This window comes from Herbaspirillum sp. meg3, assembly GCF_002257565.1.
Lineage (GTDB): Bacteria > Pseudomonadota > Gammaproteobacteria > Burkholderiales > Burkholderiaceae_D > Herbaspirillum.
Genome location: NZ_CP022736.1, coordinates 3,541,507 through 3,566,550 on the forward strand (window position 1 = coordinate 3,541,507; position 25,044 = coordinate 3,566,550).

The 25,044-nt window shown below is 57.4% G+C and carries 20 protein-coding genes; 4 read left to right on the forward strand and 16 right to left on the reverse strand.

Features of this window, described 5'->3' with window-relative positions:
- Nucleotides 1-48: 48 nt before the first annotated feature.
- Both pabB and hmeg3_RS15950 read left to right on the forward strand, forming a co-directional pair.
- The gene (gene pabB, locus hmeg3_RS15945) at nt 49-1,896 is read left to right on the forward strand and encodes an aminodeoxychorismate synthase component I (protein WP_094564592.1); all 1,848 of its coding nucleotides are present in this window, start codon (nt 49-51) and stop codon (nt 1,894-1,896) included.
- A 216-nt stretch (nt 1,897-2,112) separates the two neighbouring features.
- Nucleotides 2,113-3,273, forward strand: a complete 1,161-nt coding sequence (locus hmeg3_RS15950) for a nuclease-related domain-containing protein (RefSeq protein ID WP_157739291.1) — start codon at nt 2,113-2,115, stop codon at nt 3,271-3,273.
- A gap of 60 nt (nt 3,274-3,333) precedes the next feature.
- On the opposite strand, the gene hmeg3_RS15955 is transcribed toward hmeg3_RS15950, so the two are convergent.
- From hmeg3_RS15955 to hmeg3_RS15975, 5 genes are all read right to left on the reverse strand, one after another.
- Complete coding sequence (locus tag hmeg3_RS15955) at nt 3,334-4,800, reverse strand: efflux transporter outer membrane subunit (RefSeq protein WP_094564594.1); 1,467 nt, start codon at nt 4,798-4,800, stop codon at nt 3,334-3,336.
- Between the two features lie 26 nt (nt 4,801-4,826).
- Nucleotides 4,827-8,072 carry an efflux RND transporter permease subunit gene (locus hmeg3_RS15960; protein WP_094564595.1) on the reverse strand — a complete coding sequence of 1,082 codons (3,246 nt, stop codon included), beginning with the start codon at nt 8,070-8,072 and terminating at the stop codon, nt 4,827-4,829.
- A gap of 28 nt (nt 8,073-8,100) precedes the next feature.
- Nucleotides 8,101-11,277 carry an MdtB/MuxB family multidrug efflux RND transporter permease subunit gene (locus hmeg3_RS15965; RefSeq protein WP_094564596.1) on the reverse strand — a complete coding sequence of 1,059 codons (3,177 nt, stop codon included), beginning with the start codon at nt 11,275-11,277 and terminating at the stop codon, nt 8,101-8,103.
- Nucleotides 11,278-11,287: 10 nt separating this feature from the next.
- Complete coding sequence (locus tag hmeg3_RS15970) at nt 11,288-12,907, reverse strand: MdtA/MuxA family multidrug efflux RND transporter periplasmic adaptor subunit (protein ID WP_094564597.1); 1,620 nt, start codon at nt 12,905-12,907, stop codon at nt 11,288-11,290.
- 347 nt (nt 12,908-13,254) lie between these two features.
- Nucleotides 13,255-13,779: a Spy/CpxP family protein refolding chaperone gene (locus hmeg3_RS15975; RefSeq protein ID WP_094564598.1), complete on the reverse strand. Its 525-nt coding sequence runs from the start codon at nt 13,777-13,779 to the stop codon at nt 13,255-13,257.
- A gap of 207 nt (nt 13,780-13,986) precedes the next feature.
- On the opposite strand from hmeg3_RS15975, the gene hmeg3_RS15980 reads away from it, so the two are divergent.
- Together hmeg3_RS15980 and hmeg3_RS15985 are read left to right on the forward strand one after the other, a co-directional pair.
- On the forward strand, nt 13,987-14,715 hold the full coding sequence (locus hmeg3_RS15980) for a response regulator (protein ID WP_198361713.1): 729 nt from the start codon (nt 13,987-13,989) through the stop codon (nt 14,713-14,715).
- Nucleotides 14,712-16,166 (forward strand): ATP-binding protein, encoded by a 1,455-nt coding sequence (locus tag hmeg3_RS15985; RefSeq protein WP_094564600.1) that lies wholly within the window; start codon nt 14,712-14,714, stop codon nt 16,164-16,166. Before hmeg3_RS15980 ends, hmeg3_RS15985 begins: the two co-directional genes overlap by 4 nt.
- Before the next feature lie 55 nt (nt 16,167-16,221).
- Here hmeg3_RS15985 and trpS read toward each other — a convergent pair whose 3' ends face one another.
- The 11 genes from trpS to rpsP form a co-directional block, all read right to left on the reverse strand.
- Nucleotides 16,222-17,274 (reverse strand): tryptophan--tRNA ligase, encoded by a 1,053-nt coding sequence (gene trpS, locus hmeg3_RS15990; protein WP_094564601.1) that lies wholly within the window; start codon nt 17,272-17,274, stop codon nt 16,222-16,224.
- Between the two features lie 324 nt (nt 17,275-17,598).
- Complete coding sequence (locus hmeg3_RS15995) at nt 17,599-18,162, reverse strand: glycine zipper family protein (RefSeq protein ID WP_094566399.1); 564 nt, start codon at nt 18,160-18,162, stop codon at nt 17,599-17,601.
- Between the two features lie 92 nt (nt 18,163-18,254).
- Complete coding sequence (locus hmeg3_RS16000) at nt 18,255-18,587, reverse strand: hypothetical protein (protein WP_094564602.1); 333 nt, start codon at nt 18,585-18,587, stop codon at nt 18,255-18,257.
- A 267-nt stretch (nt 18,588-18,854) separates the two neighbouring features.
- Nucleotides 18,855-20,243 (reverse strand): class II fumarate hydratase, encoded by a 1,389-nt coding sequence (gene fumC / locus hmeg3_RS16005; protein ID WP_094564603.1) that lies wholly within the window; start codon nt 20,241-20,243, stop codon nt 18,855-18,857.
- Nucleotides 20,244-20,399: 156 nt separating this feature from the next.
- Nucleotides 20,400-20,744 carry a DUF3579 domain-containing protein gene (locus tag hmeg3_RS16010; RefSeq protein ID WP_094564604.1) on the reverse strand — a complete coding sequence of 115 codons (345 nt, stop codon included), beginning with the start codon at nt 20,742-20,744 and terminating at the stop codon, nt 20,400-20,402.
- A 178-nt stretch (nt 20,745-20,922) separates the two neighbouring features.
- Nucleotides 20,923-21,879, reverse strand: coding sequence for a CobD/CbiB family protein (locus hmeg3_RS16015; protein ID WP_094564605.1), 957 nt, complete (start codon nt 21,877-21,879; stop codon nt 20,923-20,925).
- A 189-nt stretch (nt 21,880-22,068) separates the two neighbouring features.
- Nucleotides 22,069-22,734, reverse strand: coding sequence for a CoA pyrophosphatase (locus hmeg3_RS16020; protein WP_094564606.1), 666 nt, complete (start codon nt 22,732-22,734; stop codon nt 22,069-22,071).
- An 82-nt stretch (nt 22,735-22,816) separates the two neighbouring features.
- On the reverse strand, nt 22,817-23,203 hold the full coding sequence (gene rplS / locus hmeg3_RS16025) for a 50S ribosomal protein L19 (RefSeq protein ID WP_094564607.1): 387 nt from the start codon (nt 23,201-23,203) through the stop codon (nt 22,817-22,819).
- 153 nt (nt 23,204-23,356) lie between these two features.
- The gene (gene trmD / locus hmeg3_RS16030; protein WP_094564608.1) at nt 23,357-24,103 is read right to left on the reverse strand and encodes a tRNA (guanosine(37)-N1)-methyltransferase TrmD; all 747 of its coding nucleotides are present in this window, start codon (nt 24,101-24,103) and stop codon (nt 23,357-23,359) included.
- A gap of 47 nt (nt 24,104-24,150) precedes the next feature.
- Nucleotides 24,151-24,714, reverse strand: a complete 564-nt coding sequence (rimM, locus tag hmeg3_RS16035; protein ID WP_094564609.1) for a ribosome maturation factor RimM — start codon at nt 24,712-24,714, stop codon at nt 24,151-24,153.
- Nucleotides 24,715-24,764: 50 nt separating this feature from the next.
- Nucleotides 24,765-25,019 carry a 30S ribosomal protein S16 gene (rpsP, locus tag hmeg3_RS16040; RefSeq protein ID WP_007879928.1) on the reverse strand — a complete coding sequence of 85 codons (255 nt, stop codon included), beginning with the start codon at nt 25,017-25,019 and terminating at the stop codon, nt 24,765-24,767.
- Nucleotides 25,020-25,044: the final 25 nt, after the last annotated feature.

A 25,044-nucleotide genomic window follows, 5' to 3' on the forward strand; every position in this document is an offset into this window, starting at 1 on the left:
CTTGCCATCCCTTGTGAATTTGCACCGTTTTTTTGCTCTTTTGGTCCCATGATGCAGTCCCCTTGCTTTGCCTTGCTCGATGACAACGATGTGCGCGCCGCGACGCCGCGTTCACGCCTCTATACGGGCTATCACTCTACGCTGAGCTGCCGCAGCGCCGCTGAGCTTCCCGCACTGCTGGCCGAGATGGAAAAAGCAATCCGGGGTGGTTTGTACGCTGTCTCCTTGCTGCACTACGAACTGGGCGCTGGACTGCATGGCATTGATCCTCGTCCAGCGGCCAAGAATGCTGAACCGGCACAGGCAGAGATCTTGCTATTCAGGCAACGCGATTTCTTAAGCGCAGCGGAAACCACCGCCTGGCTGCAAGAGCAAGCCAACGCTGACGCGGCCAGCGCCAGCGGCGTTGCCGACATCCGCGCCAGCGTGGATGAAGCGCAATTTACCCATGATATCGCCCGTATCCGCGACTACATTGCGGCCGGCGACACCTATCAGGTCAACTACACCTACCGCCTGCACTTCGACGTCTACGGTGCGCCGATTGCTTTGTACAACAAACTGCGCGCGCGTCAGCCGGTGCCTTATGGCGCTTTCATCAGGCTGCCGGATCAGCGTTGCATTTTGTCGTTCTCGCCGGAGCTGTTCGTACGCCATGAACACGGCGCGCTGCATGCACAACCGATGAAAGGCACGGCTCGCGCCAGCGGTGAGGCAAAAGACGATGCGCTCCGCGCAGACGCCCTCTCGAACGACGAAAAGAACCGCGCTGAAAACCTGATGATCGTCGATTTGCTGCGCAATGACCTCGGCAGAATCGCCATGAACGGATCAGTGGCGGTGCCGCATCTGTTCGCTGTCGAGCGTTTTGGCGAGGTGCTGCAGATGACCTCGACCATCACGGCACAGCTGCGTCCCGACGCCACGCTCGCAGAACTATTTGCCGCGCTCTATCCTTGCGGCTCGATCACCGGCGCGCCCAAGCGGCGCACCATGCAAATCATCCGCGAACTGGAGAGCACACCACGCGGGCTGTACACCGGGGCCATCGGCTGGTTTGATGCTGCTGCGGATGATGCGGCTATTGGCGATTTCTGCATGTCGGTACCGATCCGCACTCTTGTCTTGCAGGCGCCGCAAGACGGCGTGCGCGTTGGAGAAATGGGCGTCGGCGCTGGCATCGTGTATGACAGCAATGCCGCCGATGAATATGCCGAGTGCAAATTGAAGGCGAGCTTCCTGACCGGACTGGAAAGCGATTTCAGCCTGTTCGAAACCATCTACGCCACACAGGAAGACGGCTGCCGCCATCTCGACCGGCATCTGCAACGCCTGCAGGGTTCCGCGCGCTATTTCAGCTTCCCGTATGACGAGGCCACCATTCGTACCGCGCTCAAGGAAGCCTGTGCCAAACTGCCGTCCGCCATGCCGCATCGCTTGCGGCTCGACTTGCATCACGATGGCGCAATACACCTGCAGCAAGGTGCATTGTCGGCGTTGACGGAACCGCTCAAGGTATTCGTCTCGCCGACGATCACCTCCAGTGACGCGCTATTTTTGCGTCACAAAACATCGATACGCACGGTCTATGACGATGCGTGGAAAACCGCCGAACGCCACGGTGGTTTTGACATGCTGTTCTTCAATGAACGTGATGAACTGACTGAAGGCGGACGCAGCAGCGTCTTTGTGAAACTGGATGGTCGCTGGCTGACGCCTCCGCTGTCGGCGGGCGTGCTGCCGGGAATCATGCGCGAAGTGCTGCTGGCAGATCCGGATCTGGCGGCAAGCGAAGCAAACATCACACGCGCAGAGTTGGCGCGTGCAGAAGAGATCGTTGTCTGCAATGCGCTGCGCGGCATGTTGCGCGCGCAGCTGGCCGACTTGCCGTTCTGAGCAGGTTGGCCTGAATCAGAAGTACTTAACTCTGCGAACGACCTCCTCGTTTTTATCTTCTTCACTTCTATTTTCCGTACGGAAAAATCTACCTTTTTGTTAAAATTCATGCCGCGGTGTTTGACTACCTAGCAAGTGCGCAATGCTTTTTATTTGATAAAAGCTTACGTTGCGCGGAGTGAAAAACACGAATAACAATGAATGTTCGGGGGAACGATGCAGAATATTGAATTATTTTGTGGCCAGACAGGCCCGTCAGAATCTGAAAAATTTGTTCTTTCCTACTTGATGGATTTGCTCTCCCGGCGCAACGAAAAAGCCGTTGTCCTTTGCAATTTCCATCTCAGCAATTTGAACAAAAAATCCCGCTATACACAAATTGACCTTTTCGTCGCAACGACTTCGACGATGCTCCAGATCGAAGTCAAAAATTACGTACGCCGCGTGTCCGGAGGTCTTAACGGCCCATGGGTACTAACGGATGATCGCGGCAATAAAGAAGAAATTGACAATCGATATGAGCAGGTATTGTCAAACAATCAAATTCTCCAGTCCCGGATGAGCAAACTCTCTGCTTTCAAATCGTATCCACATGGTGCGATGGTATTTACGCCACAGATACCTGAGGGCTCCAATTTTTCAGAAGAACTTCAAAACAATCCGTATGTGTCAATAGTAAGCCTTGACCAGCTCGAAGAGCTCCTGAATAAATCCCATAAGAAACCATGGTCGCTATATGCAGTGCGAAAACTTGCCGATAAGTGTTCGCTACGCCGCTATAACAGTATCGATGATCTTGCCGAACGTATTGCCGACAATGATAACGACCACGATGAAGAGTCGCTGAAAACAAGCACTGTCGCGCCTCAATATAGCGGCGCGCCTTCTGCCAATGTACTTCGCACAATTGAATCGCCTGCAACGTCGATAGCATCAAACTCGCGCTTACACCCCGTAGCAATTCAGCTCATCATGCCGTCTGCCTCGCCACAGCCCCAGCGCAAAAATTGGCCAGCAATCGTGCTCCTGATGTTTTTCATCGTCGCCGCCTCCACTCTTCTCTGGAACAAATACGGCAAGCAAACGCCTGCAGTCACTGACAATGACACGCCGGGGAAACCGTTATCCAGACCGTCCGACGTCGGTACCGCACAAAAATATAAGCAACAAAAAGACGCTCGCTCTTTATCTCCGCGCCCTGTTTCCGGCCAAGCGCTGCCGGTCAGTGAACGTCCGCAAGCCAAACCCGCTGAACAAATTACCTGCCCGGCCAACGTGGAGCGACTAGGTTGCAATGGCCGTGTCGGCACTTTCGACGCACCGCAATGTCCTGCAGGCTTTCATGTCGATGGAGAGAGCTGCGCACGGAACGGCTAACTCCAATTCCATTCGATGGCAAATCGTCCGCGGCAGCCTGTCTGCTGCAGACGCCTGTTTCTACTTGCGCGCAACCGGTTGCAGGTCGTTAAGGCTGGTGTCGCTCCAGCCCCCACCCAGCGCCTTGGCGAGCAACACGCTGGCCGCCATGCGCCGGTTGAGAATATCCAGCGCCGTGCGCTCCGCCGACAGCGCGGTGGCTTGTGCGGTGATCACGTTGACGTAGCTGACCGTGCCGGCCTTGTATTGATTGGTGACCAGCAGCACTGCCTGACGCGCGGCCAATAATGCTTCGTTCTGAACCGCAGCCTCTTGCTCCAGGATGCGCAGCGCGGCCAGGTTATCTTCCACTTCTTGAAACGCAGTCAACACGGCTTGCTTGTATTCCGCCACGGTGCCGTCGTACGAAGCGATCGCCTGATCCGTCGCGGCGCGACGCAAGCCGCCGTCAAAGATCGATTGCGCCAGTTGCGGGCCGAGCGACCATACGCGGCCCGGCAAGGAGAACCAATCGGCGAAACTCGAACTCTGGTAACCACCTGAAGCGGACAGCGTCAGACTCGGGAAATAGGCCGCCTTGGCCACACCAATCTTGGCGTTGGCGGCCGCCACGCGACGTTCAGCAGCAGCCACGTCGGGACGGCGCTCCAGCAGCATCGACGGCAAACCTTGTGGAATCGGCGGCGCAGTGGCCTCCAATGGCGCCTTGGGCAAGGTAAATGTCGATGGTGTCTTGCCTACCAGCAGCGCAATGGCGTGCTCGATCTGAGCGCGTGAGACACCGTTATCCAACGCTGAAGCCTGGGCCGAATTCAACTGGCTCTGCGCTTGGATCACGTCGGACTTGGCGACCATGCCGACGGCGTACTGATTTTTTGTGAGCTGGTAGGAGCGCTGATACGCCTCCACCGTTTCTTCCAGAAGCTTTTGCTGGGCATCCAGCACGCGTAATTGCAGATAGTTCTGCGCCAGCTGAGCCTGCGCTGAAAGACGGGTCGCAGCCAGATCGGCGGCACTGGCCTGGGCGCTGGCCTGGCTGGCTTCGACGTCGCGCCGTACCCGTCCCCACACATCGGCTTCCCATGACGCGTTCAATGCAAAGGAATAAGAATTGCGCACGCCAGCGTTGTTAGACGAAGAGGAATTGCTGGAGCTGCTGCCTGAGCGGCTGCGCGTGGCGGAAGCCGTAGCATCCAGCGTCGGCGAATAAGCCGCGCGCGAGGTCTGCACCAGCGCCATGGCGCTGCGGAAATTGGCTTCGGCCAGCGCCAGATTCTGATTCGAAATATCTACCTGCCCGACCAGCGCATTGAGCTGCGCATCGCCAAACATTTCCCACCACTTGCCATCGGCGGTCAGTTCGCTCGGCTGGGCCGGCTTCCAGTTCTGGCCTTCCTTGAAGACGGCCGGCGCTTCGTCCATCTGCGGACGTACATAGTCTGGCCCGACCGAGCATGCGGCAAGCGCCAGCACCACAGGGGCCAGCGAGAACATCGTCAAGGTGCGATTGATTTTTGCGTATGTCATTTTCATTTCTCCGTAGGCGCCGCTGCTTAAGCCGCGCCCGAATTCCCCGAGTGCGCCGAATTTGCCGAATCTACTCGCGCCGTCTTGCGTTCGAACAATCCCTTGCTCCATAGACGGAAACGCTCCATGTACAAATAGACGACTGGCGTGGTGTACAGCGTCAGCATCTGGCTGACGATCAGACCGCCGACGATCGAAATACCCAGCGGCTGGCGCAACTCGGCGCCATCACCGGTACCCAGCGCCAACGGCACGGCACCCAGGAGCGCGGCCATCGTCGTCATCATGATCGGGCGGAAGCGCAGGCTGCACGCCTCGAAGATTGCTTCGCGCGGCGACAGGCCGCGGGTACGTTCCGCCTGCAAGGCAAAGTCGATCATCATGATGGCGTTCTTTTTTACGATACCAATCAGCAGAATCACACCGATCAGCGCGATCAGACTGAAATCCGTCCCGGTTGCCAGCAAGGCCAGCAATGCGCCGACACCCGCCGACGGCAAGGTCGAGAGAATGGTGACCGGATGCACCAGGCTTTCATACAGGATACCGAGCACGATATACACCGCCAGCAAAGCCGTCAGGATCAGCAAAGGCTGGCTGCCCATCGATGATTGGAAGGCATTGGCGGTACCGGCAAACGCACCATGCACAGAAGTCGGCACCCCAAGGCGCGCCAGCGTGTCGTTGATCACCTCTGTTGCTTGCGACAACGATACGCCTTCGGCCAGATTAAAGGAAATCGTCGAGGCAATGAACTGCCCTTCGTGACTGACGCTCAAGGCTGTCGTCGTTGGTGCGAAACGCGAGAACGAGGTCAGCGGCACCTGCTTCGACGCTGCGGTCGACAGCGTCAAGGCCAGCGACGAGTTGGAGTTGAGCTTGCCACCCGCCGTCAACGCCGGCGGCGTACCCAGCGCTGAAGTCGTCGGCGACAGATTGGCGGTGCTGTTGGCTAGGCTGACGTAGGTGCTGTTCAGGATTTCCGGGCTTTGCCAATACTGCGGTGCAGCTTCCATCACCACGTGATACTGGTTCATGCCGCTATAAATCGTGGAAATCTGCCGCTGCCCGAACAGGTCACTCAGGCTGGCGTCGATCAACTGTGGCGTGACGCCGCTGCGAATGGCGGTTTCACGGTCGATCGTCAGTGTGGTCTGCAAACCCTTGTCCTGCTGGTCGGTGGTGACGTCTTCCAGTTGTGGGATATTGGAGAATGCCAGACGTATCTTCGGCTCCCAGACACGCAGCGCCTCCAGATCATCCGATTGCAGTGTGAATTCGTATTGGGAATCGCTCTGGCGCGCGCCGACACGGATGTCCTGTGCCGCCTGCAAGAAAACGTTGGCGCCTGCCACGTGCGCCAGCTTGCTGCGCAGACGGGCGATCACCTTGTCGGCTGAAATCTTGCGTTCCGACAAAGGCTTGAGCGCGACGTACATGCTGCCGCTGTTGCGCCGCCCGCCACCGGTGAAGGCAGTCACGTTGTCCACCGCCGGATCCTGACGCACGATTTCGATGAACTCATTGAGTTTTATCCGCATCGCCTGGAAGGAAATCGACTGGTCGCCGCGAATGCCGCCGATCAGCCGGCCGGTGTCCTGCTGCGGGAAGAAGCCCTTTGGCACGATCACGTACAGATAGACATTGAGCGCGATCGTCGCAAACAGGATGATGATCATCAGCGGCGAGAAGCGTAGCGCCCATGTCAGGGAGCGCTCATAGCCACGCAGCATGCTGTCGAACAGTCGCTCCACGGCAGAGAAAAATTTCCCCGGTTTGCGTTCTTGCTCACTCTCGCGTTTGAGCAACATGGCGCACATCATCGGCGTGGTCGTCAGCGACACCAGCAGCGAAACCAGAATCGCCACCGACAGCGTTACCGCAAATTCACGGAACAAGCGGCCGACAATCCCGCCCATCATCAGGATGGGGATGAATACGGCAATCAGCGAAATGCTCATCGACAAGACCGTGAAGCCAACTTCACGCGCGCCGATCAACGCCGCCTTGACCGGCTTCATGCCCTGTTCGATGTGGCGCGAAATGTTTTCAAGGACAACAATGGCGTCATCGACCACGAAACCCGTTGCAATCGTCAGCGCCATCAGCGACAGATTGTCCAGGCTGTAGCCCAGCATATACATCACGCCGAAGGTGCCGATCAGCGACACGGGTACTGCCACGCTCGGAATCAGGGTTGCGCGCCAGTTACGCAGAAAAATGAACACCACCATGATCACCAGCGCGATCGACATCAGCAGAGTCTTCTCCGTGTCCTTGAGCGAGGCGCGGATGGTTGGCGTGCGATCCATCATCACGTCGAGATTGATAGCGTGCGGAATCGATGCCCGCAACTGCGGCAACAGACTCATGACGGTATCGACGGTTTCGATGATATTGGCACCCGGCTGTCGATTGATGATCAGCAGGACCGACGGTTTACCGTTGGCGGAACCGGCATTGCGCAGGTCAGCTACTGAATCCTTGACTTCGGCCACGTCGCGTACCCGCACCGGCGAACCGTTGCGATAGGAAACGATCAGCGGCGCGTACTCGGCGGCTGTCTTGGCCTGGTCGTTGGCATAGATCTGCCAGTTGCGATCGCCATCTTCGACAATGCCCTTGGGGCGATTTGCATTGGTGGCGGCAACAGCCGTGCGCACGTCTGCCGAACCGATACCGTATTTGTTGAGCGCACTGGGGTTGAGCTCTATGCGCACTGCCGGCTGCGAGCTGCCGCCGACGCTGACCTGACCGACGCCGCGCACCTGCGACAGCTTCTGCGCCAGAATACTGTCGGCCGCATCGTACATCTGCCCTTGCGTCATGGTGTCGGACGTCAACGCCAGGATCAGGATAGGCGCATCCGCAGGATTGACCTTGCGATAGCTCGGATTGCTAGGCATGCCGGACGGTAGCAGGTTGCGTGCCGCATTCAACGCGGCCTGTACGTCGCGCGCGGCGCCATCGATGTCGCGAGTGAGATCGAACTGTAGCGTAATGCGCGTGGAGTTCAGCGAGCTCGACGACGTCATTTCAGTAACGCCGGCGATGGCGCCCAGCGCCCGCTCCAGCGGTGTCGCGATGGTCGCCGCCATGGTTTCCGGACTGGCGCCGGGCATTGAGGCGGAGACGGAAATGGTCGGATAGTCGACCTGCGGCAGCGGCGACACCGGCAACAACCGGAACGCCACCATCCCCGCCAGCGCGATGCCGATGGTCAGCAAAGTGGTGGCGATGGGCCGTTCGATAAAGGGACGCGAAATATTCATGCTGTCTTATGTCGTTTCAGCGCCGGGATCACGGATGCAGCGAAGGTGGCGAAGGTGGTGAAGATGGCGGCATCATTGCAGATGGTGCATCATCATCAAGGTCGCCTGCATCGTTGGGCTTGTCCTTGCCGAAACGCTTGCGCATGCGTTTGGCCAGGCTGTCGAAGCCCAGATAGATCACCGGTGTGGTGAACAGCGTCAGCACCTGCGATACCAGCAGCCCACCCACCATCGTGATGCCCAGCGGCTGGCGCAGCTCCGAGCCGACACCGCTGCCCAGCATCAGCGGCAACGCACCGAGCAAAGCCGCCATGGTGGTCATCAAGATCGGACGGAAGCGCAGCAGACAAGCCTGATAAATCGCCTCACGGGGCGACTTGCCTTCGTTGCGCTCCGCTTCGAGCGCGAAGTCGATCATCATGATCGCGTTCTTCTTGACGATACCGATCAGCAAGATGATGCCGATAATGCCGATAATGCCAAGGTCGTTGCGTGAAATCATCAGCGACAACAACGCCCCTACGCCCGCCGACGGCAAAGTCGACAAGATCGTGATCGGATGGATATAGCTTTCGTACAGCACGCCGAGCACGATGTACATGGTGACGATCGCCGCCAGAATCAGCCACAGCGTGTTCGACAGCGAAGCCTGGAAGGCCAGCGCCGCGCCCTGGAAGTTGGTGGAAATACTGGCCGGCAGATTGATCTCTTTCTCGGCAGCGGTAATGACCTTGACGGCTTCACCCAGCGAAGCGCCTGCGGCAAGATTGAACGACACCGTCGTCGCCGGGAACTGGCCGAGGTGATTGACCACCAGCGGTGCAGTACGCTCGGTCACCTTGGCGATACTTGCCAGCGGAATCTGGTTGCCGTTGGAGGCGACCAGGAAAATGCTGTTGAGCGCGTCCGGGCCTTTTTGGAATTCCGGCTTGACCTCCATCACCACGCGGTACTGATTCGATTGCGTGTAGATCGTCGAGATCAGACGTTGACCGAAGGCGTTGTACAAAGCGTTGTCGATCGCCGCCGTCGTGATGCCCATGCGTGAAGCGGCGTCGCGGTCAATCTCGACATAGGCCTGCAAACCCTGATCCTGCATATTGGTCGCGACGTCGGCCAGCTCAGGCAACTGGCGCAGGCGATCAATCAGCTTCGGCACCCAGGTGCTGAGTTCGGCGGCATCGGCGTCTTCCAGCGTGAACTGGTATTGCGTGCGGCTGACGCTGTCTTCGATGGTCAGGTCTTGTACAGGTTGCATGTACAGCGTGATACCGGGGACTTTTTCAGCCAACCGGGGCTGCAGGCGGCGGATGATGTCGCTGGCGCTGATGTCGCGCTCTGCATGCGGCTTGAGGTTGATCAGCATGCGGCCGCTGTTGAGCGTCGCGTTGATGCCGTCGACACCAATGAAAGACGACAGGCTGTCGACCGCCGGATCTTCCAGCACGACTTTTGCCAATTGCTGCTGACGCTCAGCCATGGCGCCGAAGGAGACGGATTGCGTCGCCTCGGAAATCCCCTGGATCACACCCGTATCCTGCACCGGGAAGAACCCCTTGGGCACATAGATATACAGAATCACGGTCAACGCCAGCGTACCAAGCGCCACCAGCAGCGTAGAGCGCTGGCGATTGAGCACCCATTCCAGCATGACGCCGTAGCGCGCAATGATGCGGTCAAAGAAGGCGCCGCTCTTGTGATAGAACCAGCCCTGCTTTTCTTCCGGCACGTGATGCAGCAGGCGCGCGCACATCATGGGCGTCAGCGTCAGCGATACGACAGCAGAAATCAGGATCGCCACCGCCAGCGTGACGGCAAATTCGTGGAACAGCCGCCCCACCACATCACCCATGAACAGCAGCGGGATCAGCACCGCAATCAGAGAAAACGTCAGCGAGATGATGGTGAACCCGATTTGCTGCGCGCCCTTCAACGCGGCTTGCAAAGGCTCCATGCCTTCTTCGATATAACGTGAAATGTTCTCGATCATGACGATCGCATCGTCAACCACGAAGCCGGTGGCAATCGTGAGCGCCATCAGCGTCAGGTTGTTGATCGAGAAGCCGGCCACGTACATGATGCCAAAGGTGCCAACCAGCGACAGCGGCACCGCGACACTCGGAATGATCGTCGCCGGAATATTGCGCAGGAAGACAAAGATCACCATCACCACCAGCACGATCGACAACAGTAATTCGAATTTAACGTCGTCTACCGACGCGCGAATGGTCGTGGTGCGGTCAGTCAGAATCTGCACATCGATCGCGCCCGGCAAGCTGGATTGCAAGGTCGGCAGAATCTTCTTGATGCTGTCGACCACGGCAATCACGTTGGCGCCAGGCTGGCGCTGGATGTTGACGATCACCGCTGCGGACTCGTTGGCCCAGGCGCCGAGACGAACGTTTTCAGCACCGTCGACCACATCGGCTACATCGGATACGCGGATCGGCGCGCCGTTCTTGTAGCCGATGATGAGATTGCGATATTCATCGGCGGACTTCAACTGGTCGTTGGCGTCAATAGTCGACGCACGCGTCGGCCCATCGAAACTCCCCTTGGCCTGATTGACGTTGGCATTGCCGATGGCGGTGCGAATGTCGTCCAGGTTCATGCCCAACGAGGCGATGGCGCGCGGGTTCAGTTGCATGCGCACGGCGGGACGCTGTCCACCGGACAGACTCACCAGACCTACTCCGGAGAGCTGCGAAATCTTTTGCGCCAGACGCGTGTCGATCAGATCCTGTACCTTGGGCAGCGGTATGGTTTTGGACGTCACCGCCAGCGTCAGGATAGGGGTATCGGCGGGATTGACCTTGCTGTAAATCGGCGGTGCCGGCAAGTCCGATGGCAACAGGTTGCCGCCGGCATTGATCGCAGCCTGCACTTCTTGCTCGGCGATATCGAGACTGAGATCGAGGTTGAACTGCAGCGTGATCACCGATGCGCCGCCCGAACTGGTCGACGACATCTGGTTGAGGCCCGGCATCTGGCCGAACTGACGCTCCAGCGGTGCGGTTACCGAGGACGTCATCACATCCGGGCTGGCGCCGGGATACAAGGTGACGACCTGAATAGTCGGGTAGTCGACTTCCGGCAGCGCCGACAATGGCAACTGCTTGTAAGCCACGATGCCGGCCAGCAGAATCGCCAGCATCAGCAGCGACGTGGCGACCGGCCGGAGAATAAACAGGCGTGAAGGATTCATGCTTCAGCCTTTATTTGTTTGCATTGGCGTTGCCTGCTGCGGACGCACCTGCGGTAGCGGGTGTACCTGCGTCACCACCATTGGCGCGCTGCTGGCGGCGCATTTCCATCATGCGTTGACGGCGCTGGTCTTCGGGCAGCTTCTTGATCTCTTCGCCGAACTCGCCGGCGTCGATGCGCTTGTTGATCTCGGCCCAGCGTTTTTGACGCTCTTCGGGCGTCATGTTCTGACCGCCTTGCCCGCCTTGTTCACCTTGTGCGGCTGATGCTCCTGCTGTACCTGCTGCTGCACCGGCACCTGCGGCGCCATCACGCTTGTGACGGCGCGGACCGGCTTTTTCAGTCAGCTTGTTGGCCGGATCGTCGGCGCCGCCGCGCATGACGGGCTCGACCTTTGCGCCTTCGCGCAGGCGGTCGATGCCGTCAACCACCACGGTTTCACCGGAAGCCACGCCCTCTTCGACAGCAGTCACGTCGCCTTCTGTCGGGCCAGTCTTGATATTGCGCACCGTGACGGTGTTGTCTTGCTTGACGACATAGACGAACAGGCCCTTGGAGCCACGCTGAATCGCCGCGCTCGGGATCACCGTCGCTCCTTGGCGGGTATCCAGCAGCATGCGGATATTGACGAACTGATTCGGGAACAGCGCGAAGTCGGTGTTCGGGAATTGTGCCTTGAGCTTGACGGTACCGGTGGTTGCATCCACCTGGTTATCGATGGTCAGCAAGGTGCCGCTGGCGAGTTTGTTTTTCTGCTCGCGATCCCATGCATCGGTGGCGAGTTTTTTGCCTGCTTGCAACTGCTTCATGACGGCCGGGATATTGTCTTCCGGAATGCTGAAGATCGCTGTGATCGGCTGCACTTGCGTGATGATGACGATGCCGCTGGTGTCGCTGGAATGGACGATATTGCCGATATCGACCTGGCGCAGACCGGTGCGGCCGCTGACCGGCGCAGTCACGCGCGAATAGGTCAGTTGCAAACGCGCGCTGGCAAGATTGCCTTGATCAGACTTGACCGTACCTTCGTATTGTTTGACCAATGCTGCCTGGGTATCGACTTGCTGGCTGGCGATGGAGTCTTGGGCCAGCAGCGTGCGATAACGTTTGAGGTCGAGCTGGGCCGCATTGAGCAAAGCCTGGTCACGGGCCAATTGGCCTTCTGCCTGGGTCACGGCCACTTCATAAGGACGCGCATCGAGTTCCGCCAGCAATTCACCCTGCTTGACCAACTGGCCTTCCTTGAAATGCAGCTTCATCAGCTGGCCGTCAACGCGGCTACGCACCGTTGCCGTCGCCGTCGGCGTCACGCCGCCCAGACCGGTCAGGTAAATGTTGACATCCGCGGTTTTGGCCAGTGCCACACCCACCGGCGACAAACCCATGGTGCCAAAACCACCGGGACCGCCGGCACCGCGCTTGCCGCCGGGGCCGCGCTGACCGCCGCCACCGGCACCGCCCTGAGCCTGCTCGGCTGTCGCGGCACGCTTGTGGCTCCAATAGGAATAACCACCTCCGGCCAACACCACCAGCAGGATCCAGAACCACCAGCGCCTGAGCACGCCCGGTTTGCCGGCGGAAGAAGAGGAAGATGGCGTTTGCTTGTTATCGGGATTTGGTGTGATAGTCATCTTGGAAGACAGGAAACGGATAAGTTTTAATCAAGACATTTCATGAACATCTGCATTGCTGCCGCAGGCGTCTGCGTCGGCACAGATAGCAGGTGCTCGCAAAATGCACTCGTCGTCAATGACGGGGATCAATGGCTGCAATCAGACCCGAGGCAGGCTCAAATCAGACCCGAAAATGACACCCTGCAAAGAGGCTGAAAAAGCCAACTCGATATTATGGTCCAGAAGCATGACGATACGATGATGAAATACCGGAAATGTTCATCGTTGCAAAAACAAAAAACATTCTAAAAACCAAAAGGCCTTGCGCATCAAAATGTACGCAAGGCCTTGATTACAAAAGAATCTTATTTCTTTGGACCGTGGTCATCACCGTGTTCATGGCCAAAACGGCCGTGTTTGAAGCGATGCTCTTCCATCTTGCGGAATTCCTGATCAAAGGTTTTTTGCTGTTCAGGTGACAGAACGGCATAGAACTCCTTGGTCGCGGCGATACGGTCCGTCATGCGCGCTTCCATTTGCTTCATCATTTCCAGATGACGGTCCAGGCGTTCCGGCGTGGTCAGCTTGTTCCATTCATCCTTGCTTGGACGTGCCGGCGGGTTGGCCGGACGCACCGGCGTGGTCTTGTCGGTGAATGTCTTCCAGGCGCCTTCTTGCGCGGCGGTGATCTTCAGCTTGTCGTGCAATTGGGCCTGGCGCTTGGCGCGGTGCTGCTCGAATTTGGCGATCTGATCGGCGGTAGGCGCATGGCGTCCGGCCGGGCCGTTGCCATCTGCTGGCGGTGGCATCTGGGCGAACGAGGACATGGCGGTCAGACCGATACCTGCTGCGGCGACGCCGATCATCAAGTGTTTTTTCAGATTGAACATGGTGTGCTTCCTTTCGTGAGAGTGCGTTCTGCACGCTTCGTATTTAACTCTCCAGGTGTAACCGCGATCTTTCCCGTGTTGCTCGATTTGTATCGTTTTGTATATGGGAAAGACAGCTTTGTTTCGCTCTATGTCTGGCGGCCTCCCTGTTATCCCAATATACAATTCAGCGTCGCCCTCTTTACAGGAATTGTCATAATGGCCGCCATGGACACAAATTCTCACATTTTGGTGGTCGATGACGACCGCGAGATCCGCACTTTGCTGGCGGAATATCTCGACGCCAATGGTTTTCGCACCCTGACCGCCACCAATGGCGCCGACATGCGCAAGGTGCTGGAAGAATCGCGGGTCGACCTGATCGTGCTCGATCTGACGCTGCCTGGCGAAGACGGCCTGACGCTGTGCCGCAACCTGCGCTCGCAATCGAACGTGCCGGTGATCATGCTGACCGCGCGCGGCGAGCCGCTGGATCGTATTCTTGGCCTGGAAATGGGCGCTGACGATTATCTTGCCAAGCCGTTCGAGCCACGAGAGCTGTTTGCGCGCATCCGCAGCGTATTACGTCGTACCCAGGCGTTGCCGCCCAACATGAGCCGCTCCGAGGCGAAGGCTATGCACTTTTCCGGCTGGACGCTGGATCTGACGGCACGCCACCTGTTGAACGGAGACGGCGTGGTAGTGGCGTTGTCGGGTGCCGAATTCCGCATGCTCAAGGTCTTTCTTGACCATCCCAACCGGATTCTCAATCGCGACCAATTGCTGGAGTTGACCCAAGGCCGCGAAGCCGATCCCTTCGATCGTTCCGTCGACATCCAGATCAGCCGCCTGCGTCAGAAGCTGGGCGACGATGCACGCACGCCAACCATCATTAAAACCATCCGTAACGAAGGCTATGTGCTGGCGACGACCGTCACTATGGAAATCCCTGAATGAAAAAGATCTTCAGTTCGTTTTTTAGCTCGATGGCCAACCGGGTCTTTGTGATACTGCTGGCGGGGATTGTGGTCGCCACGGTGACCACAACCTGGCTGGCCTCCAACGAACGCCGCAATACCCTCAGGGAGATCCGCTACCAGCACGTTGCAGAACGCGTGGAGCAATTCGTACTGGCTCTGGACGAGATCAGTCCGGAGGCCCGTCGTAACGTCTTGCAAGCGGCGGGCAGTTTTGGTTTTGAAGCGGCGGTTGTCGACAGCATCGGCGATACTGTTCGGCCGAGCGCCAGCCCGATGGCCGACATCCTGAAGGCACGTCTGGGCGCCGATCGTCAGATCGTGGTGCAACGCGAGAGCGACTGCACGCCACGCCCACCGCGCAAGAATCTGCCGCCCCCTCCACCTCCAGGCAAGCCACGCATGGAAACCTGCCGTGTCATTTATGTGAGCTTGCAGGACAAAGCGCTACTGCGCCTGCGACTGCATATCCCCGGCGAACCGCCGACATGGCGCGGCCGCGGTGGCGATATGGGTTCGTTCAGCGGTACCCCGTATATCCTGCTGTTCCTTGTACTGATTGCGATGCTGGCCTATGTGGTGGCACGCATGACGGCACGTCCGATCAAGCAATTGGCCAGTGCGGCCGTCGAACTGGGTCGCGATATCGATCATCCGCCACTCGCTGAAAAAGGCCCTACCGAAATCCGCCTTGCAGCCAAGGCATTCAATGCGATGCAAGCGCGGATTCGCCGCCAGATCCAGCATCGTACGCACATGCTGGCGGCAATTACACACGATCTGCAAACGCCACTGACACGCCTGCGTTTACGCCTGGAAAAAGTCAGCGATCACGAACTGCAGCAAAAATTGATCGACGACCTCGCTGTTATGCAGGGCATGGTTCGCGAAGGACTCGATCTGGCGCGCAGCATGGATTCGTCCGAAGCGATGCAGCGTCTCGACATTGACTCGTTGCTCGACAGCGTTTGCGCCGATGCATCCGATGCCGGCCAGCAAGTCACGCTGACCGGTAGCACACGCGCCTTTATCGTTGCTCAGCCGAACGCCCTGCGCCGCTGCCTGACCAACTTGCTCGACAACGCGTTCAAGTATGGCCAACGTGCAGATGTCTCGATTGCGCTGGACGATTTGCTGCCCAACCGCGTGCTGATCTGTATCCGCGACTACGGCCCGGGGATTCCTGAAGACCAGCTGGAAGCGGTGTTTGATCCCTTCTATCGGCTGGAAACGTCACGCTCGCGCGATACCGGCGGCACAGGACTGGGACTGACGATTGCGCGCAATATTGCAGAGAACCACGGCGCCCTGCTGAACCTGCGCAATTATCGCGACGGCGGCCTGGAAGTATTGCTGTCGCTGCCGCTCAAGCAGGCCGGCGGCAAAGTCCGCAACAAACAGGATAAACCGGACAAACCGGCTCAGAACTGAAGAATGGTATTGAGGAGGTAAGGCGCGCCAGAACGGCGCGCCTTGAAAAGCCAGATCAGAAGTAGTTCAGACCCAGTGCGCCGCGCACTTCGGATACGGTCTGTGCAGCGACAGCACGAGCGCGCTCGGTGCCGCGACGCAGGATCGCCTGCACTTCACCGCGCTCCTTTTCCCATTCCTGACGACGTGTACGGATCGGCTCCAGCAGAGCTTGCAGGTGACCATCCAGACGACGCTTGAGCACGCTGTCGCCAAGACCACCGCGGCGATAGTGCTGCTTCAGCTCTTCCAAGGCAACGCGATCCGGTTCGAAGGCATCGAGGAAGTCGAACACGACGTTGCCTTCGACCTGCCCCGGATCATCCACGCGCAAGTGATTGGCATCGGTGTACATGCGCTGTACGGCTTGTTTGACTTCATCGGGCGTAGCACCCAGCGCAATCGCGTTGCCGAGTGACTTGCTCATCTTGGCCTTGCCGTCGATACCCGGCAGGCGTCCTGTTTCAGATAAAACTTCTTTGCACTCCACCAGAATTTCCTTGCCGACGACATTGTTGAAGCGGCGCACCAGTTCGTTGGTCTGCTCGATCATCGGCAACTGGTCGTTACCGACCGGTACCAGATTAGCCTTGAAGGCGGTGATATCGGCGGCCTGGCTGACCGGATAGGTCAGGAAACCGGCCGGAATATCGCGCTCAAAGCCGCGCAGGCGAATCTCTTCCTTGATGGTGGGATTGCGCTCAAGACGCGACACCGTCACCAGATTCAGCAGGTGCATCGACAACTCGTACAACTCATAAACCTGCGACTGGATGAAGATGGTGGATTTTTCCGGATCGATACCGACAGCCAGATAATCGAGCGCAACTTCCAGGACGTTGTCGGTGACCTTCTGATGACGGCCGACGTTGTCGGTCATTGCCTGCGTATCTGCCAGCAACAGAAACTGGCTGGCTTCATGCTGCAATTGCACGCGCGATTTGAGAGAGCCGATGTAGTGGCCCAGATGCAGTGGACCGGTAGGACGGTCGCCGGTCAATACGATAGGTTTCTTGCTTGGTGTAGAAAGGCTGGAAGATTCGGATGCTGGCGAAACATTCAAAGACATGGTCACTCCGGAAATTTCGAAATGTCGCCAGTCAATGGAACAGCAAAAAATAATGCCGCCAGGACTGGCGGCATCACATTAACAAAAGCTGTACTGCAAAGCTGTGCAAAAGCGGGCCACCTCGATCAGGTGCGCCACCAATGCTGGATTTGCGTAAAGGGGATTTGTGGGATTCGGTATTGCATCGAACGAGTATATCACCAAGATCCGCGTCTGTGCTGCATTGCAACGTGGTGAACGTACCCTGCCGCTCTTTCCAAAATAAAAAACCGCATTGCATGCGCGATGCACACAATGCGGTTTTGTCGGACCAGCCTGACAGTGTCAATACGCGCCCGGCGGTGGACCGTAGTAACCCGGTGGCGGGCCGTAATATCCTGGAGGCGGTGGTGGAGCCGCATAATAATAGCGGCGCGGATGATAGGTGTACACCGTGGTCTGCGCCTGGGTCTGGATCTGGTTACCCTTGCTGTACATGCATTGGCTGTAGGTCATGTCGTAGCGTTGCTGCATCGAATAATTGCCGCCTGCCGCAGCGTTGCTGCCGGCTGCACTACCGACCAGCAAGCCGCCACCTGCGCCAATTGCAGCGCCTGCTCCTGCGTTACCGGATGCTGCACCGATCAGTGCACCGGCAACCGCGCCGATGGCAGTACCCGCCGCTGCGCTATTGACCGTACTATTCTGCGTCGCCTGTGCTGCCCCGCCGATGGAGTCCTGCGCATATTGCTGACACTGCATCTGCTCTGCACGGAACTGTTCGTATGGTTTGCCCTTGCCAGGCATGGCCATCACGGATGGGCCGGTCGGAACGCTCACACATCCGCCCAGCGCCAGCAGTACGGCGACAGCTGAAACGGCGCCTGTTGTCTTGTAAATTGGTTTCACGATCTTGTCCTCGAAAATAACTACCCGGCGGATGCGACGCCCATGCTGACTGCAATGGATGGCATGGCGTCGCTGCGCGCTCATTGGGATTCTTATTGCGGTGGAGGCTGATTGCCGCCGGGGCCGTTCGGTACCACTTTCATCCAGTTGCTGGGGCAGCTTTGAACGTAGGGGTAATAGCCTTTGGATTCCTGGCAGTAGTACCAGTAGTTTTCGGGTGCCGGACTTTGCTCGACATACACCGGCGGCGCCTGACGTTCAACGTAGACTGGCGGCGGATAGTAAACCGGCGCAGGATAGTAGGCTGGAGGAGGAATCCAGAGCGGCCCGCCGATATACACACCAAAACGGGTGTGCGCAGAGCTGGCCCCACTTGCCATCATGCAACCCAGCGCAAACAATCCCAACAAAGCTGCTTTTTTCATATTCGCCTCGAATATTTCACGGAGATCTGCCGGAGACGGCACACGCCATCTCTCTGCATTCAATATACTCAAAACGGCAACGTTTCAACGGCTTTGTTTCAATTCGTAACCCAATTTAAGAATACTGTACATGGCGCTACAAAGCCGCATACACGCGGCTTTGCAGGAAGTGGAAACAACAACGCCGCTTGGTTGAAAGCGGCGCTGTCGGACAAACGGAAATCTCTGGTAACAAGCTCACCGGGGCAAGCTTGTTTTCATCGGCTTTTACTTCGGGCCGGTCATTTCTTCCGGCTTGATCCACTGAGCGAATTGCTCTTCGGTGACATAACCGAGCGCCAATGCGGCCTGCTTTAACGTCGTACCATCGTGATGCGCCTGTTTGGCGATCTTGGCGGCCTTGTCGTATCCGATATGCGGCGCCAGGGCCGTCACCAGCATCAGCGAGCGTTCCATCAGGTCTGCGATACGATCACGATTGGCTTCGATGCCCTGCGCGCAATGCTCATCGAAGCTGTCCATGCCATCGGCCAGCAAACGCACACTTTGCAGGAAGTTATGCACAATCAGCGGTTTGAAGACGTTCAGCTCGAAATTACCGGACGCGCCGCCGAAGTTGATCGCGACATCGTTGCCGAACACCTGCGCGCAGAGCATGGTGAGCGCTTCGCATTGGGTCGGATTAACCTTGCCCGGCATGATGGAGCTGCCCGGTTCATTTTCTGGAATCGTGAGTTCACCCAGACCCGAGCGCGGGCCGGAGGCCAGCCAGCGGACGTCGTTGGCGATCTTCATCAGTGCGGCGGCGAGCGTTTTCAGAGCACCGTGTGCAGACACCATCGCATCGTGGCTGGCCAGCGCAGCAAACTTGTTCGGCGCTGTTTTGAACGGGAAGCCGTAATGCGTTTCCAGCTCTGCAGCAACGCGCATGCCGAACTCCGGATGTGCATTGAGACCGGTACCAACGGCGGTGCCGCCGGCAGCCAGTTCACTGAGCGCATTGAGGGTGGAAATGATCGCCATTTCTGCATGCGTCAACTGTGCGACATAACCGGAAAACTCCTGGCCTAAGGTCAGTGGCGTAGCGTCTTGCAAATGGGTACGGCCGATCTTGACGACGTCCTTGAATTCTTCGGATTTCTTTTCCAGCGTCGCGCGCAACTTGTGCAACATCGGGATCAGATGCGTCGCAACAGCCATACAGGATGCAACATGCATCGCTGTCGGGAAAATGTCGTTGGAGGACTGGCTTTGATTAACGTCGTCATTCGGATGGACGAGACGCTCTTCGCCACGCACGCCGCCCAGCAGTTCCGAAGCGCGGTTGGCCAGCACTTCGTTCATGTTCATGTTGCTTTGCGTGCCGGAACCGGTCTGCCAGATCGACAGCGGAAACTCCTGCGGGTGTTTGCCGGCGATGACTTCGTCGGCGGCGGCGACAATGGCTGCGCCCTTCTTGGCGTCCAGCTTGCCGAGGCCTTGATTGACCACGGCACAGGAACGCTTGACGGCGGCCAGTGCAACAACCAGCTCAGCCGGCATGCGTTCGGTGGAAATGTGGAAATGATGCAGCGAGCGCTGCGTCTGTGCACCCCACAGCCGATCGTCGGGGACCTCGATCAGACCAAAGGTGTCGCGCTCCATTCGATGTTTCATGATGCTTTTCTCCGCAAGAAATATGGTTCGACAGAACCGCTACATCTCGTACGGCTCTGGCGCACGACCACAGGCTGGCTTGAGCGATATGAGACAACTTAGAACGCATTATCTCAATTGCCTGCCCGATGGCAACAGCAACTGAGGTAATGCGTCCTAGGACTTGCCGGCGTTTTTCTCGGGCAAGAGGCAGGCGTCGATGACCTGCAAATTGTTGTCTTTGGCGAAATTGAGCACGAAATGATAGGCGAGCGGGTCGAGGCCGCGCAGCGCTTCATTGACGACGACCGAACGGACACCGTTGATCATGGTCGGCAAAACATAGGGGGAATATTGAAGGTGAGCGTTGCGTCCGCCAGTACCTTCCGGGCGGAAACAGGACATGACGCCGCATAGTCGTTCGGCCCAGTCACTGGGGCGGAACTGTTTACCATCCTGGGTCAAACCCATGATGATGAATTCTTGTGCCGGCGCGTTGGTGGTATTGATGGGATCAGCCATGCGTGCAATTCGTTCTCTAGCGCTTGCCACATAAATAGCTCTCGACCGGATGGGAAAAGAGCCTTCGTAACCCGAGTATTATATCTTATAGAAGACTTAGAATGTACCTGAATGTGCCTATATCTCAACTATGAAATGCCTGAAAGAAAGTTGTCTTTCAGGCATCTTTGACATTCTATCAACCGAGCCAGACAGCCACAGACAAGAGCAGCAGCAGGAACATCCACAGTAGCAGAGCACGCCATACCAGGCCCACAGTACTTTGCAAGGTACGCGGTGAAGGCTGATCGCCAGGGAAGCCATCCGCAGCCTCCAGCGTGGAATCTACCGTCGCGGCATCGATCGGCAATACGTCCGAGGCCGACTCTGCCGGGGTGCCGAAGCGCACGCCCATCGCGCCGCCACCTGCCGACAGAATGATGCCGACGGCCTCATCCTTCCAACGATCCGCAAAATTGCGCCAGGCGTAGATCGCATCTTCAAAATTACCGACAACCGCAAATGCCGAGGCAGTAAAACGTGCGGGGATCCAGTCAATCCAGTAAAAAGCGCGCTCGGCAAAGCGGCCAAATACTTCCTGCTTCATGTGATCCGGCTCGTTCCATGCGCGCGCCAGGTATTCGGCTACGCGGTACATCACCGCGCAAGCCGGACCGACCGGCATCAGGAACCAAAAGAATACGCCGAATACATGGCGATGCGTGGTGACCAGGGCTTTTTCGGCTGCGATACGGGAAATCTCTGTGATGTCCATATCGGAGGTGTCTTGCTTGATCCATTCGGCCAGCAAAGCGCGTGCCGCGACCTCGTCGCCGGTATTGAGGGCGAGTTGAATGGAGGTGAAATAGTGGCTGTAATGACGAAAACCCAATGTCATGTAGACAATCAGGACATTCCACGCCAGTGCTGCCAGCGGGCTGATCCGCAGGCAGACCCAGTAGATCAAGCCGGCGGGCACCGTCAATGCCGCCACCATGACAAACCATCCCAGACGCCCGTGATGTGCATGACCGGCATTGAACCAGTTCTCGATGCGGGCCGCGAAGGATTTGATCCATGCATAGATGGGGTTATCCGCCCGCAACGGCTTCAATTGTTCGATCAGGAGCGCAAAGAGTATGGAAAGAAATGTCATCAAGCCGCCTTTTGGTGAGTCTTATTTGTGAGCTTCCTTGCCGGATAACTGAAGCGCGCCTTCGGCGCACCACGTCACGCAGCAACACGCAAATGATACAACGGCGGCAAGAGTAGCTGATGCTTTATGTTGTCCACAAGAGATATTTTCCCTATGGAGCAGGCTTAAAAGCACAGAAAAATAGCTGCCTCAGCTACGCAGGAAATGGAACAGATTACGCAGCATTCCGGCAGTCGCGCCCCAGATGAAAAAGCGCTCATAAGGCATCGTGTAGAACGTGCGACGGCCGAGCTCCTTGGAAAGTTCGATGGTACGCCGTTGGTGATTCATGCCATCCATCAGGAAAGCCAGCGGGACTTCGAAAATTTCGGCGACTTCGCGCGGATCGGGAACGACCTCAAACGGCGGCTTGATCAGCCCTACGATTGGCGTAACGCGATAGCCAGTACCGGTGAAATACTCGGGCAAGCCACCAATGACTTCCACATGGCTGCGGGCCAGGCCGATTTCCTCTTCGGTTTCACGCAATGCCGTATCAACCGGAGAGACGTCGCTCAGTTCGGTACGGCCGCCGGGGAAGCTGATCTGGCCGGCATGATCTTTCAAGTCCGCGGTACGCTGCGTGAACAGCAGGGTCGGCCCCTCTTCCCGCATCACGATGGGCATCAGCACGGCGGCAGGCCGCGGCGTGCCGGCCATCTCGCGTATGCGCCGCTCTTCGCTGATTTCGGGTGTCCAAGGCCGAGGATCGGCAAAGCGCTGACGCAACCATTCTTCGCGCATACGCTCGGCATCCAGACGCGCTTCGCCGGCGATGGACTCTATCGGAAGAATGAGGGGATCAAAACTGGCCAAGACCGTGTCCTAAAAATTGAATACAAAAAGGGCGTCCGAAGACGCCCTTTTGTTCATGCATATATCAAAGACAATGCGAAGATTACGCTTCAGCCTTGGCAGTAGTGCCACGGCGGTTAGGCAACTTCTCTTTGATACGTGCCGACTTACCGGAACGTTCACGCAGATAGTACAGCTTCGCGCGACGGACATCGCCGCGACGCTTGACTTCGATCGAAGCGATCAATGGCGAGTACAACTGGAATGTACGCTCAACGCCTTCGCCCGACGAAATCTTACGGACGATGAAGTTGGAGTTCAGACCACGGTTGCGACGCGAAATCACGACGCCTTCGTAAGCCTGGGCGCGCTTACGCGTACCTTCAACCACGTTGACGCTGACGATGACTGTATCGCCTGGCGCGAAGTCAGGGATGTTCTTTGCGAGACGCGAAATCTCTTCTTGCTCTAATTGCTGGATCAGATCCATTTTTTACTCCAATAACCATCTTACCGGCGCTGACTGCATCGGCTGAAGCCGCTGCTTGAAGTCCATATATGCCCGGTAGAGGATGGGGATTTATCAACAGACTGCCTTCAGCGAACCTCCGGCCTTGCCTGCACTTTTACTACAACTGTACTACTACAAACTTTTCAAGAACTTCTCGTCCGACTTCGTCAGCAAACCATCCTGACGCGCCTTGACGATCAGATCAGGACGTTTTTTTGCGGTCGCTTCAAGCGCCCGCTCACGCCGCCACTTCTCTATCTCTGCGTGGTGCCCACCCATCAATACCGGCGGCACCGCTACGCCTTCATATTCTTCCGGACGCGTGTAATGCGGACAATCCAACAGGCCATTCGCGAAGCTGTCTTCGACGGCTGAAGCGCCATCATTCAACACGCCCGGCAGTTGCCTGATCACTGCGTCCATCAGCGCCATCGCCGGCAACTCGCCACCTGACAAGACGAAATCGCCGAGGCTGATTTCTTCGTCAACATGACTGTCGAGCAAACGCTGGTCAATCGCTTCATAGCGACCACACAACAATACGACACCTGAATCTTGCGAAAACTGCATGACACGCTGATGTGTCAGCGGCTTGCCTTGTGGCGACAGATACACAACTCGCGGTGCGGGCAAACCCATTTCGGTCTGCCGCTGCTTCGCTGCTGCCAACGTCTGCTGCAAAGGCTTGGCCAACATCACCATGCCAGGACCACCGCCATAAGGCCGGTCATCGACTGTGCGGTGATTGTCTGTTGTGAAATCACGCGGATTCCATAACGACAGCGCCCATTTCTTTTGCTCATACGCACGGCGTGTTACACCGGACTGCGTCAAAGCGGAAAACATTTCAGGGAAAAGCGTGACGACATCAAATTGCATTCGGCACTTTCTCCAATGCTGCCGGCATCACAAGTCGGATTGCCGGTTTAATAATCCAGCCCCCAATCGACGACCATTTTTTTCTCTGCCAAAGTCACAGACTTGACGAATTGGTCGACGTAAGGAATCAGGATTTCTGTTGCAGCCTTGCTATCGGCGGTCTCGCCCGGGGCATTTGCAGGAGCGACTCGCAGGATCGGGTGTGCCCCGTTATCCATCAGATCGCTCACTACGCCCAGAAACTCGCCCTGCAAGTTCTCAACTGCCAGGCCGATCAGATCGACCCAGTAAAATTCATCGTCGGACAACGCAGGAAAGTGGCTACGCGAAATCTGTACTACAGCGCCTTTCAGCGCTTCAGCACCTTCACGACCCGCCACTCCCATCAGCTTGGCTACCACATCACCGCTGTGGTACTTGGACTGCATCATCTCGACATCGCGCAATTCCGGCTTGTCCAACCACCAGTTTTTTGCGCTCAGCAGTGCATCTGCATCCGCCGAATAAGGTTTGACTCGCACCCAGCCCTGAATACCATAAGCACCAGAGACATAACCGACCGTCACCAGATCCGAAGGAACGGTAACGCCTGATTGTAATGTGCGTGACAAACCTGTCTTACTATCGCTGCGTAACTAAAAAGCGTAAAAAGCGACTGCGATTAAGCAGCAGCTTTTTTGCCTGCTTCGCTAACCAGGCGAGCAACGGTTGGCGACAATTGTGCGCCGGTGCCTTGCCAGTGAGCCAGACGGTCTTGAGCGATACGGAAGGACTCTTCCTTACCGGATGCAACCGGGTTGTAGAAACCCAGACGCTCGATGAAACGACCATCGCGGCGATTGCGCGAATCAGTTGCAACGATATTGAAGAATGGGCGCTTCTTGGCGCCTCCACGAGCTAAACGAATAACGACCATAATGGTTCCAAAAAGTGTTCGAACA

Bases quoted from the DNA above. Each gene is read 5' to 3' on its own strand.
- hmeg3_RS15965 (WP_094564596.1), bottom strand. From the start codon at position 11,277: ATGAATCCTTCACGCCTGTTTATTCTCCGGCCGGTCGCCACGTCGCTG.
- trpS (WP_094564601.1), bottom strand. From the start codon at position 17,274: ATGTCTTTGAATGTTTCGCCAGCATCCGAATCTTCCAGCCTTTCTACA.
- fumC (WP_094564603.1), bottom strand. From the start codon at position 20,243: ATGAAACATCGAATGGAGCGCGACACCTTTGGTCTGATCGAGGTCCCC.
- hmeg3_RS16000 (WP_094564602.1), bottom strand. From the start codon at position 18,587: ATGAAAAAAGCAGCTTTGTTGGGATTGTTTGCGCTGGGTTGCATGATG.
- hmeg3_RS15970 (WP_094564597.1), bottom strand. From the start codon at position 12,907: ATGACTATCACACCAAATCCCGATAACAAGCAAACGCCATCTTCCTCT.
- hmeg3_RS15985 (WP_094564600.1), top strand. From the start codon at position 14,712: ATGAAAAAGATCTTCAGTTCGTTTTTTAGCTCGATGGCCAACCGGGTC.
- hmeg3_RS15955 (WP_094564594.1), bottom strand. From the start codon at position 4,800: ATGACATACGCAAAAATCAATCGCACCTTGACGATGTTCTCGCTGGCC.
- hmeg3_RS15975 (WP_094564598.1), bottom strand. From the start codon at position 13,779: ATGTTCAATCTGAAAAAACACTTGATGATCGGCGTCGCCGCAGCAGGT.
- hmeg3_RS16015 (WP_094564605.1), bottom strand. From the start codon at position 21,879: ATGACATTTCTTTCCATACTCTTTGCGCTCCTGATCGAACAATTGAAG.
- hmeg3_RS15950 (WP_157739291.1), top strand. From the start codon at position 2,113: ATGCAGAATATTGAATTATTTTGTGGCCAGACAGGCCCGTCAGAATCT.
- rpsP (WP_007879928.1), bottom strand. From the start codon at position 25,019: ATGGTCGTTATTCGTTTAGCTCGTGGAGGCGCCAAGAAGCGCCCATTC.
- rplS (WP_094564607.1), bottom strand. From the start codon at position 23,203: ATGGATCTGATCCAGCAATTAGAGCAAGAAGAGATTTCGCGTCTCGCA.
- trmD (WP_094564608.1), bottom strand. From the start codon at position 24,103: ATGCAATTTGATGTCGTCACGCTTTTCCCTGAAATGTTTTCCGCTTTG.
- hmeg3_RS16010 (WP_094564604.1), bottom strand. From the start codon at position 20,744: ATGGCTGATCCCATCAATACCACCAACGCGCCGGCACAAGAATTCATC.
- hmeg3_RS15980 (WP_198361713.1), top strand. From the start codon at position 13,987: ATGGACACAAATTCTCACATTTTGGTGGTCGATGACGACCGCGAGATC.
- pabB (WP_094564592.1), top strand. From the start codon at position 49: ATGATGCAGTCCCCTTGCTTTGCCTTGCTCGATGACAACGATGTGCGC.
- hmeg3_RS15960 (WP_094564595.1), bottom strand. From the start codon at position 8,072: ATGAATATTTCGCGTCCCTTTATCGAACGGCCCATCGCCACCACTTTG.